Below are 14,099 nucleotides of genomic sequence, written 5' to 3'. Positions count from 1 at the left end.
CCTCGACACCGAATCCGAACGCGCGGTCCAGGCCGCGCTGGAACGCCTGATGCAAGGGCGCACCACCTTCGTCATCGCGCACCGCCTGTCGACCATCGAGCGGGCCGATCGCATCGTGGTGCTGGTGCACGGACAGATTGCCGAGATCGGCAATCACCAGGAGCTGCTGCAACGCGATGGCGTGTATGCCAACCTGTACCGCCTGCAGTTTTCACAACAAGCCTGATCCGTGCCGACGGCCATGCCCACTCAACTGATTCCCCAGGACCTGCTTCGCTCATCGGACAGGATTCTCTTCGTCGCCCACCTTGCCATCGGCGACTTCACCTATCTGCAGAATTTCTTCAAGGCCTTCGCCGCGCAGAACCCGCAGCTCAAGATCGACCTGTGGGTCGATGAAGTCAGGCGCACCGGCGATGCGTCCAAATGGGAGTTCCTGCGCAAGTATTCGCTCTACGACTGGCTGGCGGCCTGCCCCTTCTTCAACAAGGTCTACACCCGCACCTACAGCCCGGCCCTGCTGGAGGAGTCGGTGGCCGAAGCGCAGGCGGCGCACTATCCGATAGTAGTCTCGCTGGCCACCCTGCGGCCGCACCAGTACGCTGCGCTGGCGCGGCGTCTGTCGCCGCAGGGGATGGTGATCGGCATGCAGGACCGCATCCGTTTCTACCAGCCGCATCACATCCTCGCCTACCGCAAGCTGGATGCGGCGATCCCCCGCTACCGCGCGGCGGACGGGCAGCATCACATCACCGACGTGTATGCGCACTGGTTCCGCCAACTGAGCGGTCTGGAAGTGGACGCCGCTGCGCGCATGCCCTTCGTGGAGATACCACAGCAGTGGCGCGAGGAGGCACAGCAACGCCTGGCGAGCTGGGGCTTTGACAACGGGCAGCGCAAGCTGGTGGTCATCAATCCCTATGCCAAGACCAAAAAGCGCTGCTGGAGCCTGGCCCAGGTCGGCCAGCTGATCAAGGCCATGCAGGCGCTGCCGCAATGGGCGCAGAGCGATTTCGTCATCAACGCCGTGCCGCAGGAATTGCCGCACGCACGGCAGGAGATCGCGCGCCAGCAACTGGAGCGCACCGTACTGTTCAGTGCCGAAGAGAATTTCTTCCAGCTGCCGGCACTGCTGGAGCAGGCCGATCTGATCATCTCGGTGGAGACCGCCGTGATGCACCTGGCCAATGCGGTCCACGTGCCGGTGATCGCCCTGATGCGCCAGAAGAATCCGGAGTGGGTACCCTATGATGCCGCCCACAGCACCGTGGTCACCACGCAGGCGCGGCGCGACTGGGTCGAGCGCATCTCCGTTGAACAAGTCCTGAAAGCCATCGCATGAGCCAGTCCGAGCACGCCGACGCGGGCCCGTCGTTCCACATCGCCTTCTGTGTGGACAACAATTACTTCCGCGCGATGGGCGCGACGATCGCCTCCATCATCGCCAACAATCCGCAGCGGCGCTTCACCTTCCACGTGCTGACCTTTGCCGCCTCCGAGCAGCATCGCCAGCGCCTGCAGGAACTGGAGCAGAACCCGCTGGTGCAGACCCGGCTGCATCTTCTGGAGACCAGCGACTTTGCGCAGTTCGAGCACTTCCTGAAGTCGTCCTATTATTCGCTGTCGATCTTCACCCGCCTGGTCATCCCCACGGTGCTGCAGGACGTCACCGACCGCGTGCTCTACCTGGACGCCGACATGCTGTGCGTGGGCAGTCTCGACGGGCTGGCCCAGCTGGACATGCAGGACGACATCGTCGCGGTGGCCCCCGATCACCCGGCCACCACCGAGAAGCGTTGTGCCGCGCTGCAGCTGGCCGATCCGCGCTACTTCAACAGCGGCATGCTCTACATCAATATCCCGCGCTGGCAGGAAGCGAAGATCACCGAGCAGGTGATGCAGGTGTTGCTGGACAATACGCAAACGCTGCGTTTCATCGATGAGGACGTGCTCAATATCGTGCTCAACGGTCGCGCCCGCTACATCAGCCGCAACTACAACTATCTCTACGACATGGTGCACGATCTCAAGAGCAACGAGACGCGCATGCGGCCGGTGGGCAAGGCTGTCATCATCCACTTCGCCGGACCGATCAAGCCCTGGTCGGCCTGGACCGGGCACGAAGCCACGCGCCTGTTCGCGCAGTACCACCAGCTCTCGCCGTGGCGGCAGATGCCCGCTGACGAAGCGCCCACCAACAGCACGGAAAGGCGCATGCATTCACGCTTCCTTTACCGTCAGGGCAAGTATCTGCAAAGTCTGGTCTGGTTCGTCCGCTACCTGCGCAAGCATTCGCGCAAGCGCTGAGCGGCAGCGCCGCGTCGGCGGACCGGTCATCCCGTCACCGCCACATCAAAGACCCCTCAACACAACATTAAGCCCGCATTAACGCTGTCTTGAACAGCATTAATGCGGGCTTAATGCCGCCTTGATGCTGGCGTGATGCAGCGTAACTGCCTGCATGACACCGTATCAGGCCGCGAACAGCTGCTGCACCGGTGGCCAGGCGGCGAGATGGTCGATGACCTGCTCGGTGGTGATTTCCTCCACCCCGCCTTTGGGCGTGGCAACCCAGATCACCGTGCTGTTGGCCTGATCGATGGGCGTCCATTCAGGACTGGTCCGGCGCATCAACGCCAGTACCGGCACGTGCACCGCGTTGGCCAGGTGCATGACGGCGGTCTCCACCGAAATGACCAGCTGGCAGCGTGCCAGCATGGCCGGCAACTGGAAGAAATTCTGGTCGGCGCTGAACAGATGCAGGCGCGGCGACTGCACGGCGGCGAGCCGGCGTTCGGCGTCGGCCAGCGCTTCCGGTACCACATTGACGACGAAGTGAACCTCCTCCCATCCCGGCCTGGATTGCAGGCGGCGGGCCAGATCGAGGATGCGGTCCAGTGACCAGCTGCGCTCGGGGGCCTTCGAAAAACCGTTGACGAAGATCAGCTTCTGCTGCGGGCCGACACCCCACTGCTGCAGTTGTTCGCTGCTCCACGCGTGCCACTGCGGCGGGATGTCGACGAACGGAAAGCGCTCCGCCGGCGCAATGGTGATCCCGAACAGGGTCTCGAACCAGCCGGCATAGATATCGCTGATGTGGCGTGCGCCCTTCTCCTTCTTGGGATAGGCCGGGATCACGGCATCCAGCTTGCGGTAGGCGAGATAGGTCCGCACATCCATGAAATGCACGGGCTTGGTCTGGCCGGCCACGAAGCCGTGTGGCGAGAGCTTGCGCGCCAGGCGCGCATAGGCCGGACGCCGCAGCAAGCCCAGCGAGACCACCAGCGGATAGGCTTCGGCCTGCGCACGCCCGATTGACTGTTCCAGCAGCGCGGGACTGTAGGTCTCGTCGTAGATGCGCTCGATGAAGCTGCACTCGCGCAGCCAGTCATAGATCGCATAGCGTTTCAGGTGGGGCCATTGCGAAGCATCGTCGGTACGGCGCAGCTCGTCGACCCAGACATGGATGCGCAGATGCGGATAGGCCTGCGCGAGGGCGCGCAGCGAATTCTGCAGGTAGGTGAAATCGCCCAGCGCCAGATGCGCAATGATGAGGATCTTGTCGCTCTGCTGCAGCAACTGCGGCGGAATGTGAGTCTGTGGCATAGGCTTGCTCAAAAGGGTTCGCGAGGGATCACGAGGGATCACGACGGCCGGCACGCGCACCGGAACCGGAGAGGGAGGGCCGGAAGCCGCCGGCGCAGAGGCGTCATCATTTGCCCGCCCGGCCGGCAAGGCCGAACTTGTGGGCCAGGTAGGTCGCGTACCATGCGAGCCAGCCACCCCATTGCTTCTTCTTCCTCAGGAAGCCGGCATACATGCGCATCTCCTTGTAATGGCGCGGCGCGTCCAGCGGCGTACCGGCCCAGGGCGACAGCGCCAGATACTTGGAGAACAGTTCGCGCGAGGGATGCAGGTTCCAGGCGTGCCAGGGTTTCACGCGTCCGGTGAAATGCAGGAACACGGCGGGACCGGGCAGCCAGGTATCAAACTGGCCGCCATTGAGCATGAACTCCAGGTTGTAGCGGAAATTCCAGCACGGCTCGATGTAACGCGCACGCCCGGCCAGCACGATGTTGAGTGCATCCTGATCGGGGAACACCAGCTTCTGGCCATGCTGCACGATGGCCTGCATCACCTGTGCGGTGATGTCGTTGGCGATCCAGTTGGCGACGTTGATGTAGAGCACGCCGGAGTTGAAGTATTGATCGGCCGGAAGCTGCAGCGCGGCGCAGCGGTTGCGGACGGTAGTTTCCAGATGATCGCTGACCACGGCCACCACGTCGTCGCGCAGGTCCAGAGCCCGCAGGCCGGCGATGCTGCCGGTGCAGAGGATGTCGGCATCCAGGTACAGGACTTCACGCGCCGTGTCCTTGAGCACTTCCGGAATCAGCAGGCGCGTGAAGACGGCCGGCGAATACTGGGAGTGGCGCGAGAACTGGTAATACTCGGCGAAGCGGTCTTCATCGATCAGGTGGAAGACGATTTGCGTTCCATAGCGCTGCTCCAGCGCCTGGTACTTCTGCCTGACGGCCTCCGGCACATCGGGCGCGAGGACATGGAAGACGAAGGACCGGTCGCGGTTGTTTTCCAGAATGGACGTGATCGTGACACCGGCATAGCGAAAGTAACGCCCGTCGATGCCGAAGGCGATGTGGAACGGTGTGTCCCCGGACTGCGCGGGCGACACCGGCATCTGGTCGATAGTGCTCATAGGCTCTTGTTGCATGAATTCCCGCAGCGGCCGGGAAAAGGCTGGTTACCAGGTTTCCTTTTGCGTGGCCACGCGCAGGAAGGGTCGGACGAACAGCTGATAGATGAACTTCTTGTAGAGGTAGCGATGCAGGTAATACATCAGTCCGCCGCGTGGATACAGTTCCATCCGGGCCACGCGGTCAGTGTTCAGGTTGGAATCCTGAGCCAGCGTGGTAAGGCCGATGCAATACGGCAGCAAGGCCTTGAGACGGATGAATTTCTTTTCCTTGAACCGCTCCCAGCGATCGGCTACGAGCCAGATCGGGAACAGGTTCTCCGACAGCTTGCGCGCCGCCCCGAGCGTGAGGAAGTAACCATGCGCATTCTTGTTGCCGCCATAGGTGCTGACCAGCTTGTGCGTATCATCGAGCTGGATCATGCGGTTGCGCGAATACTTTTCCACGTAGTTCAGCATCACCACCTGTGAGACCTCGGCCGGATACATCTGCGCCAGCCGCGGCAGCAGGCCGGGTACCTGGTCGTTGAGGCGAGCGTCATCTTCCAGCACCAGCGCGTGGGTGATGCCCTGGCGCACCATCTCGCAATACACGCCATGATGACTTAGCGCGCATCCGATCTCACCCCGGGTCAGGTCGTGCGATTCCTCGATGGCCCGTGCACGGTCGTAGCGCACGCTCAATTCTTCCTCCGACAACAGGCGGCCATCGACCGCCGGGAAGATGGTATGCGGGATCTGCAAGCGATCCAGCTGGGCCGAGATGGTCTCGCGCCGCGCCACGTCAGTGGCGAGATTGATGACGAAGCAATGGACGGCAGGCGTATTGGAGGTATTCATGTGTTGGCCAAAGCACCGGATGGACGGGAATCAGCGGCATCGCGAGCGCTACCCTGGCGGGTGGCGGCGCGCTGCAGCAGCGTGGACTGTATCAGAGGCGCAGCCAGTGTCGCCACTGCGATGCAGTAGAAGGTATAGCTCAGGCCCCAGAAGAAACAATCGGTCAGCCCGAAGATGACGTAGCCCATGACCAGCATCACGCCCCCGCCCGCATAGCGGCGCAGGCAGGCATCCTCATGCCGGAGGTAGCGCCAGAACAGCACGGCCGGTGCCAGATAGGTCATCAGGATCGCCAGCAGCCCTAGCAGGCCCATGGTGGACATGTTGAACAGCACGTCATTGTGCGAATGATAGAAGCCGCTTGCGGCGGCCGGAGTGATGATCTTGCGCTCCTTCAATTCCCTCAGGCCGGCGGTGAATTTCCCGGGACCCACACCCAGCAGCGGGTGCTCCGTGAACAGCACCATCGAACCGTGCCACAGCTGGAAACGGGTGCCCAGCGAGGTATCCAGATCGGTTCCGCGGCGAAAACTCGCGGTCTCCGTTTCGACCTGCAGGAATCTGGATTTCACCATCGGGCTGGACCAGGCCAGCACCAGGGCACCGGTCAGCAGCACTGCCGCCACCACCGTCGTCACGTAGCGCTTGTTGGGCTGCCACAGGTAGCTGGCAAACAGTCCGAGGAAAGGAATGGCGATCCAGCTGCCGCGCGCCTGCGACAGATAGGAGGCATACATGCCCGCCAGCGCCGCCACGATCCGCAGCACGCGCCAGGGCCATGATTCGGACTGCGATGACGTTGACGTAGCCACCGAGAGCATGCCCAGCAGCAGCACGATATTGGAAAAGACGATGATGGGCGCACCGTGGATGTTGTTGCGGTTCTCGCCCCCCTTGGTCGCCACGAAGATCAGGACAGCCCCCACAATGGCCCCCAGTACATAGCCCGCCTGCGCCACCTTCACCTGGCGCGGGGAGAGGGAGAGCAACATCCACAGCATCAGCGGAAACACCGCCAGCCGCGAAGGTTCATCGAAGACCTTGGGCGAATTGAAGCCATTGAAGCCCGCGCCGATCACGGTGGCGATGAACAGTGCAGCCATGCCGAGATGCACGTACCAGTAGCGCCTCATCAGATCCTTGAACGGGACCCGATGGCGGCGGACCAGGAATACGTGAACCAGCGCACAGACCAGCAACAGATAAAAACCGGCGTTGCCACCCCGCGTCATCATCAACAGGGCAGGAAAGACCAGCAACAGCAACAGTGTGACAAATGCATCGAACAAGCTGAGACCGAATTTCATACAAGTGTAATTATGAGTTATCCAAGATCGATTTTTCTTGCATCGGCCTGCGGACTGCATCGCGAGACTGCATGAAACGGCTCACGCGCTGAAGCCCGCCTGCACATCAAGCGGATCACCGGCTATCCCCCCAGACAGCCGGCAGTTCCGCCTTGCGGCCCTGCGCGCAGGGCCTGCATCGCCAGCCGCAGGGACTGCCCCCTGCGGCCGGCTTTGGTTCAGGTTCAATACTCGACCACCACCGCTTCCTTGCCAAACGAAGCCACCAGCGTCGACTGCAGACTGTCGCTGGGATTGACGCGCCAGGCATCGCCCAGCACCACTTCGCAGGCGGCATCGGACTGGCGGTACTTCATCACGAAGGGCAGGCCCTGCTCCTGGCGATGCGCGGCCAGCGTGTCACGCAGGTGGTTGGGGTCAACCGCCTTGTTGATCGACACCACCATGCGCACCCCGTACTGGATACGCGCCGCGCCCAGGTCCATGACCTTGTCGGCGGCCACCCGCAGGCCGCCGTTGAAACGGTCTTCCGACACCTTGCCCGAGACCACCAGCAATTCATCTTCCTTGATGAGGTGCTTGAAGGGCTCGAACAATTCGTTGTAAATCGTTGCCTCGATCACGCCCGTGCCATCGTCCAGCGTGCAGATCACCAGCTTGCCGCGCTGGGTCATCTGCACCCGCACGCCGGTGATGATGCCGGCCAGGCTGCGCGGTTCCCACGAGGGTTCGAGGCTGGCGATCTTGGTGCGCACGAAGCGGCGCACTTCCTTTTCGTAAGCCGAGAACAGGTGGCCGGAGAGATAGAAGCCCAAGGCGCCCTTCTCTTCCGTCAGGCGCTGCTTGTCGCTCCAGGCCGGCACCTGCACGTATTCCAGCGGCGCTTCGAGGTCGCTGTCGTCGCCACCGAAGAGGCTGACCTGGTTGGCCGATTTCTCGGCCTGCTCCGCACTTTCCCAGGCCAGGTTGACCGAGGCCTGCAGGATGGCACGATCGACCTTGAAGCAGTCGAAGGCGCCGGCGCGGATCAGCGAATCGATAGTGCGGCGGTTGATCTGCTTCTTGTCCACCCGCTTGGCGAAGTCGAACAGGTCCTTGAAGGGGCCGCTCTTGCGCGCCTCCAGGATGGCTTCGATGGCGTTCTGCCCGGCGCCCTTGACGGCCCCCAGGCCATAGCGGATCTGGGTGGCCTTCTTGCCCGGCTCGCCCACCGGCATGAAGCGGTAGTCGGACTTGTTGATGTCCGGCGGCAGGATGGCCAGCTTGCAGATGTCGATCGAGTCTTCGATCAGGATCTTGACCTTGTCCGTGTCTTCCATGGCCAGCGACAAGTTGGCGGCCATGAACGCGGCGGGGTGATGCGCCTTCAGGTAGGCGGTGTAATAGGACAGCAGCGCATAGGCGGCGGCGTGCGACTTGTTGAAGCCGTAGCCGGCGAACTTTTCCATCAAGTCGAAGATTTCATCGGCCTTGGCCTGGTCCAGCCCGTTCTTGGCCGCGCCTTCGCGGAACAGTTCACGGTGCTTGGCCATTTCCTCGGCCTTCTTCTTGCCCATCGCCCGGCGCAGCAAGTCGGCGCCGCCCAGCGAGTAGCCGCCGATCACCTGCGCCATCTGCATCACCTGCTCCTGATAGACCATGATGCCGTAGGTCTCGGAGAGGATGCCCTCGGTACGCGGGTCAGGATAGTCGAAGGCTTCGCCGTGCTTGCGCTTGCAGAAGTCGGGGATCAGGTCCATCGGGCCCGGACGGTACAGCGCCACCAGGGCGATGATGTCCTCGAAGCGGTCAGGACGCGCATCCTTCAGCATGCCTTGCATGCCGCGGCTTTCCAGCTGGAACACGGCGACCGTCTTGGCCTTGGTCAGCAGTTCGTAGGAGGGCCGGTCGTCCAGCGGCAGCTTGGCCAGGTCGAAGTCGGCCATGGCCGGATCGAGCATGCGGATGTAGCGTACTGCCCGGTCGAGGATGGTCAGCGTGGTCAGGCCCAAAAAGTCGAACTTCACCAGGCCGACGGCTTCCACATCGTCCTTGTCGTATTGCGAGACCACGCCGGAGTCGCCACCCTGGGTGTAGAGCGGGCAGAAGTCGGTCAGCTTGCCGGGGGCGATCAGCACGCCACCGGCGTGCATGCCGATGTTGCGGGCGATGCCTTCAACCTGCTGGGCCAGGCCCATCAGCTGCTTGACCTCTTCCTCGTTCTCCAGGCGCTCCTTCAGAAGCGGCTCTTCCTCGATGGCATCGGCCAGCGTGACCAGCTTGCCCGGCTTGAAGGGAATCAGCTTGGAAATGCCGTCACAGAAGTTGTAGCCCAGGTCGAGTACGCGACCCACGTCGCGCACCGCGCCCTTGGCGGCCATGGTACCGAAGGTGGCAATCTGCGAGACCGCCTCCTTGCCGTAACGATCCTTCACATACTGGATGACGCGGTCTCGGCCTTCCTGGCAGAAGTCGATGTCGAAGTCGGGCATCGAGACGCGTTCGGGGTTCAGGAAACGTTCGAACAGCAGGTTGTAGCGCAGCGGGTCGAGGTCGGTAATCAACAGGCAGTAAGCCACCAGCGAGCCGGCACCGGAACCCCGGCCGGGGCCGACCGGCACGCCATTGTTCTTGGCCCACTGGATGAAGTCCGCCACGATCAGGAAGTAGCCCGGGAACTTCATCTTGATGATGGTGTTGTTCTCGAACTCCAGGCGCGCTTCATAGCGCGGGCGCTGCTTCTCGCGTTCGGCTTCGTTGGGGAACAGTTCCTTCAGGCGCACTTCCAGCCCGGCCTTGGTCTGGGCCACCAGGAAGTCGTCGATGGTCATGCCGTCCGGCGTGGGGAAGTCGGGCAGTTGCGGCTTGCCCAGCTGCAGCACCAGGGTGCAGCGTTTGGCGATTTCCACGGTATTGGCAATCGCACCGGGCAGGTCGGCGAACAGCTCTGCCATCTCGGCCTGCGACTTGAAGTATTGCTGCTCGTTGAAGCGGCGCACGCGGCGCGCATTGGCCATGATCTCGCCTTCGGCGATGCAGGTGCGGGCTTCGTGCGCGATGAATTCTTCAGGGCTCTGGAACTGGATCGGATGCGTAGCCACGCACGGCAAGCCCAGCTTGGCGCCCAGGGCCACGCTCTGGCGCACCTGCAGTTCCATGTTGGCCTGGCCGGCGCGTTGCAGTTCCAGGTAGAAGGCACCGGGGAATATCTCGGACCAGCGGCGCGCGCAGGCTTCGGCCTGGGCCAGGTTGCCATTGTCGATGGCCTGGCCGATGTCGCCCATGGCGGCGCCCGACAGGGCGATCAATCCATTGCCGCCTTCCTGGTGGCGCAGTGCATCCAGCCATTCCATACGGACTTCAGCACGGCCCTTGTACTGGTTGGTAAGCCAGGCCTGGGACAAGACTTCACATAACTGCAGGTAGCCATGACGGCTTTTGATCAAAACCAGCAGGCGGAAGGGTTTTTCGCGGTCGGCGTCGTTGGTGATCCAGAGGTCGCAGCCGGCGATGGGCTTGACGCCCTTGCCGCGCGCTTCCTTGTAGAAGCGCACCATGCAGAACAGGTTGGCAAGGTCGGTCACCGCCAGGGCGGCCTGTCCATCCTTGGCGGCGGCCTTGACGATGTCGTCGATACGCACCAGGCCATCCACGATGGAGTACTCCGAGTGCATACGGAGGTGTACAAATTGCGGGGTAGTCATAGGGTAGCCATTTTACCGGAGCTTGTGCCCCTGACCGATTCCGATTACTCCCGATTTGTGAGAAATATGAAGACTTTACACCTGCCCTTTCTGCCAGATCCTCACGGCGTGCCTTGATCTGCATCAGAGAAGGCGCAGCCGGCGACCAAATAACTGCGGCCGGCCGAGGGTCACGGTTATAATGCTGACGATTCAAAGACTTACAGTTGAGTACGCCATCATGCAGTCCCCGCAGACCCCCTACGTCAACATCGCCGCCTACAAGTTCATCAGCTTCGATGACACCGCTGAAAAGCGTCCGGCCTTTCTCGAAATTTGCCAGAAGAACAACCTTCGTGGCACCGTGATCCTGAGCCCGGAAGGCATCAACCTGTTCCTGGCCGGCCTGCGCCATGAAATCGACGCCTTCCTGGCCTGGCTGCGCGCGGATGCGCGCTTTGCCGATCTCACGGTCAAGGAGAGCTATTCCGAGAAGCAACCCTTCACCCGCATGCTGGTGAAACTGAAGGCCGAGATCATCACCATGAAGCATCCGCTGATCAAGCCGGAGCTGGGCCGTGCGCCTTTCGTGGAGCCGAAGGAGCTCAAGCGCTGGCTGGACCAGGGTCACGACGACGAAGGCCGTCCGGTGGTGATGGTGGATACCCGCAATGGCTTCGAGGTCGATGTGGGTACGTTTGACAACACGGTGGACTACCGCATCGGCAAGTTCACGGAATTCCCGCAGGTGATCGAGGAGCACAAGGCCGATTTCGAGGGCAAGACGGTGGTCACCTTCTGCACCGGCGGCATTCGTTGCGAAAAGGCCGCGATTCATATGCAGAACATCGGCTATGACCATGTCTACCAGCTCGAAGGCGGCATCCTGAAGTATTTCGAGGATGTCGGCGGTGCCCATTACAACGGCGACTGTTTCGTCTTCGACTATCGCACCGCGCTGAGCCCGGAGTTGAAGGAAACCCAGACCGCCCAATGCTTCGCCTGCCGCGCCGTGGTCACCCCACGTGAACAGCTCTCGCCGGATTACGTGCCGGGCAAGTCTTGTCCGCATTGCGCCGGCAAGCGCTCCGAACCCGCAACCAATGCTGCAAGCGGCGCGCTGGCCTGATCCTTCTACGCCGCCCATGCGGCTCGCCACTGTGCTGGCCGCCGCGAGCGCAATGATGCTGGGAGGCTGCGCCTCGAAAGTCACGCGTGAGGTGGAACGGCTTGACATCGACGAGGCCGCGACGGCGGTGCAGGCGGTCTCCTATCGCAGTGGCAGCATCCGCCTTGCCATACAGGATGGTCGCTGGATGACCCTGGAAGCCTGCGGCGCCGGAGGGGCACAACGTCTCTGTGGGACTATCCAGGTGGGCCCGGGGAGAAAGCTGCACATGCCAACTCCCCGCGTCATCCTGCAAGACCCTGTCACAGGCCAGCGCGAAGACCTCGCCATTGAGCAATTGAGCTTCGAAACCCGCTGTACCCTGGTCCCGGCCCGTATCGATGTTCCCTACAGCGTGCGGCTGCAAGACAATACCTGTCCCTCGGATGCCGATGACCTGGGATCAGTGGAAGGCCCCGTGCGTATGGAGTTGGTGGATCAGCGGGTAGATGCCCGGACCACCAGGGTCGTCAAGCGTTTCACGTTTGCGGCTGAACTGCCATTCCGGGGAGCCAGCTCAGGCAGCGGCGGCAGCGATGATCCCGCCCGGAATTCACGCCAGTATCGGTTTGCGAGCGTGGCGGCAAAACATTTTCGTATCGGTCAGACGCTCGTCCTGACGCTTCCCACCATCGACCTCGATGGCCAGCCGCAGATCCTGCCGCGTCTGCAGCTTCATCAGCAAACCGAAACGAGCTATCAGTTTCGGGAACTGATGTAGGCTTTTCCAAAAAACAATGCCCCCCGTTCCGATCGGAACGGGGGGCATTGTTCATACTCAAGATGCAAATATAGACAGTTTGCGCCCAATTACTTCTTGAACTTGGCAGCCGTTTCCACCACGCGCGCACCGAACAGCTTGGCCGTTTCCAGGTCACCCGGCAGCGGGCCTTCTTCCGGCGAGGAGTCCGACGGGCTTTGCGCCATCAGGCCCGAGAAGGAACCGACGAAGTTGATGTCATTGCGCTGGGCGGCCTTGCTGTTGGCAGGCATCAGGCCGGTACCGACCCAGATCATGCTGTGCTGCATGCCCAGCGTGAACAGGTAGTGCAGGGTCGAGAGCTTGTCGCCGTTCATGGTGGCCGAGTTGGTGAAGGCGGCACCGACCTTGTCCTTCCACTTCTGGCTGAACCAGGGCTTGGAGGAGGCGTCGGCGAACTTCTTGAACTGCCAGGACACCGTACCCATGTAGGTCGGCGAGCCGAAGATGATGGCATCGGCCGCGTCCAGGCTGGCCCATTGTTCATCGGTAATGGTGCCTTCGGCGCTGATGGCGATCAGCTCGACATCGGCACCGGCAACGCCGGCCGCGCCAGCCTGCACGGCTTCGGCCTGTTTCTTGGTGTGGCCGTAGCCGGAGTGGTAAACGATGGCAACTTTGGTCATGACGAAATTCCTTCTCTAGAGAGTGAAGTGACGCGGGGAAAACCGCCGGTGTGATCGGTACCGGCGGGTTGCTACTGCAAACTGCTTACTGCATGCCGCCGCAGCAAAATTCAGCGCGGCAGGTCGAACAACAGGACTTCAGCCTTCTCGCCGCCGCTGATCTCGATGCGGTCGACCGCACTGAGCTTGACGGCATCGCCCGCCTGCAGGGCCTGGCCATTGACGCTGATCTTGCCACGGGCCACGTGCACATAGCCCAGGCGCCCTTGCGGCAAGGTGTACTCGGCCGCTTGTGCGCCGTCGAACAGACCGGCGTAGAGCTGGGCATCCTGGTTCATTCTGACCGAACCTTCACGGCCATCACGCGAAGCCACCAGGCGCAGCTTGCCGTCCTTGTCGGCCGCCGAGAAGTGCGCTTCCTGATAACCCGGTTCGGCGCCGGCGCGGTCCGGCATGATCCAGATCTGCAGGAAGTGCGTGGTGCCATCCTGGGAGTGGTTGTACTCCGAGTGGCGCACGCCGGTCCCGGCACTCATGCGCTGCACGTCACCGGGACGGATCACGCTGCCGTTACCCATGCTGTCCTTGTGCGCAAGTTCACCTTCGAGCACATAGGAAATGATCTCCATGTCACGGTGGCCATGGGTACCAAAGCCTTGGCCTGCGGCCACGCGGTCTTCGTTGATCACCCGCAACGGACCGAAGCCCATGTGCTTGGGATCATAGTAGTCCGCGAAGGAAAAGCTGTGATACGAATCCAGCCAACCGTGGTTGGCGTGGCCACGATCGTTCGCTTTGCGAAGTTCCATCATGTCAACACCTCTTTCTTGAGTGGGACCAAACCGGAATTGATTTGGTCAAAATGTTTGTCGATGGCGTCACTATAGTGGCTAACTTTTATGCAGATAAGGTCTAAAATCCGTAGTGTTCGTTCAAAAAATTTAAACAAGCGGAGCAAGACGTGAACCTGACCCTGGAATCCCTGCTGATCCTTGACATGATCGACCGCAAGGGCAGTTTTGCCG

12 protein-coding genes and 1 pseudogene are annotated in these 14,099 nt (G+C 61.8%); 5 read left to right on the top strand and 8 right to left on the bottom strand.

The features are described 5' to 3' along the window. From B3873_RS07240 to B3873_RS07230, 3 genes and pseudogenes are all read left to right on the top strand, one after another. A pseudogene (locus B3873_RS07240) lies at positions 1–226 on the top strand (lipid ABC transporter permease/ATP-binding protein); the annotation flags it as partial. 15 nt (positions 227–241) lie between these two features. Beyond that, positions 242–1,342: a glycosyltransferase family 9 protein gene (locus B3873_RS07235; protein ID WP_286864952.1), complete on the top strand. Its 1,101-nt coding sequence runs from the start codon at positions 242–244 to the stop codon at positions 1,340–1,342. Next, positions 1,339–2,307 (top strand): glycosyltransferase family 8 protein, encoded by a 969-nt coding sequence (locus tag B3873_RS07230; RefSeq protein WP_286864950.1) that lies wholly within the window; start codon positions 1,339–1,341, stop codon positions 2,305–2,307. The genes B3873_RS07235 and B3873_RS07230 overlap by 4 nt, the downstream gene beginning before the upstream one ends. Before the next feature lie 165 nt (positions 2,308–2,472). Here the strand turns inward: B3873_RS07230 and B3873_RS07225 are convergent, their stop codons facing one another. The 5 genes from B3873_RS07225 to dnaE form a co-directional block, all read right to left on the bottom strand. Next, entirely contained in the window at positions 2,473–3,606 is a 1,134-nt protein-coding gene (locus B3873_RS07225; protein WP_209534147.1) for a glycosyltransferase family 9 protein, read from the bottom strand. Positions 3,607–3,712: 106 nt separating this feature from the next. Next, positions 3,713–4,714 carry a glycosyltransferase family 8 protein gene (locus tag B3873_RS07220; protein WP_286864947.1) on the bottom strand — a complete coding sequence of 334 codons (1,002 nt, stop codon included), beginning with the start codon at positions 4,712–4,714 and terminating at the stop codon, positions 3,713–3,715. A 45-nt stretch (positions 4,715–4,759) separates the two neighbouring features. Continuing rightward, complete coding sequence (locus B3873_RS07215; protein WP_286864946.1) at positions 4,760–5,551, bottom strand: glycosyltransferase family 25 protein; 792 nt, start codon at positions 5,549–5,551, stop codon at positions 4,760–4,762. After that, on the bottom strand, positions 5,548–6,858 hold the full coding sequence (locus B3873_RS07210; protein WP_286864944.1) for an O-antigen ligase family protein: 1,311 nt from the start codon (positions 6,856–6,858) through the stop codon (positions 5,548–5,550). Before B3873_RS07210 ends, B3873_RS07215 begins: the two co-directional genes overlap by 4 nt. Before the next feature lie 224 nt (positions 6,859–7,082). Beyond that, complete coding sequence (dnaE, locus tag B3873_RS07205; RefSeq protein WP_286864943.1) at positions 7,083–10,541, bottom strand: DNA polymerase III subunit alpha; 3,459 nt, start codon at positions 10,539–10,541, stop codon at positions 7,083–7,085. A gap of 220 nt (positions 10,542–10,761) precedes the next feature. On the opposite strand from dnaE, the gene B3873_RS07200 reads away from it, so the two are divergent. Then, positions 10,762–11,649 carry a sulfurtransferase gene (locus tag B3873_RS07200; RefSeq protein WP_286864941.1) on the top strand — a complete coding sequence of 296 codons (888 nt, stop codon included), beginning with the start codon at positions 10,762–10,764 and terminating at the stop codon, positions 11,647–11,649. 16 nt (positions 11,650–11,665) lie between these two features. After that, positions 11,666–12,409: a hypothetical protein gene (locus B3873_RS07195; RefSeq protein ID WP_286864940.1), complete on the top strand. Its 744-nt coding sequence runs from the start codon at positions 11,666–11,668 to the stop codon at positions 12,407–12,409. Between the two features lie 89 nt (positions 12,410–12,498). Here the strand turns inward: B3873_RS07195 and B3873_RS07190 are convergent, their stop codons facing one another. The 3 genes from B3873_RS07190 to B3873_RS07180 all read right to left on the bottom strand — a co-directional run. Next, positions 12,499–13,074 (bottom strand): flavodoxin family protein, encoded by a 576-nt coding sequence (locus B3873_RS07190; RefSeq protein WP_039784374.1) that lies wholly within the window; start codon positions 13,072–13,074, stop codon positions 12,499–12,501. 110 nt (positions 13,075–13,184) lie between these two features. Continuing rightward, on the bottom strand, positions 13,185–13,886 hold the full coding sequence (locus B3873_RS07185; protein WP_286864939.1) for a pirin family protein: 702 nt from the start codon (positions 13,884–13,886) through the stop codon (positions 13,185–13,187). After that, positions 13,883–14,099 (bottom strand): hypothetical protein (locus tag B3873_RS07180; protein ID WP_286864938.1); only part of this gene is annotated, 217 nt, incomplete at its 5' end. The genes B3873_RS07185 and B3873_RS07180, both read right to left, overlap by 4 nt.

This window comes from Herbaspirillum sp. UBA812, from assembly GCF_002296545.1.
Classification (GTDB): Bacteria; Pseudomonadota; Gammaproteobacteria; order Burkholderiales; family Burkholderiaceae_D; genus Herbaspirillum; species Herbaspirillum huttiense.
The sequence above is the reverse complement of the archived record's forward strand: the minus strand, read 5'-3'. Positions and strand labels throughout refer to the sequence as shown.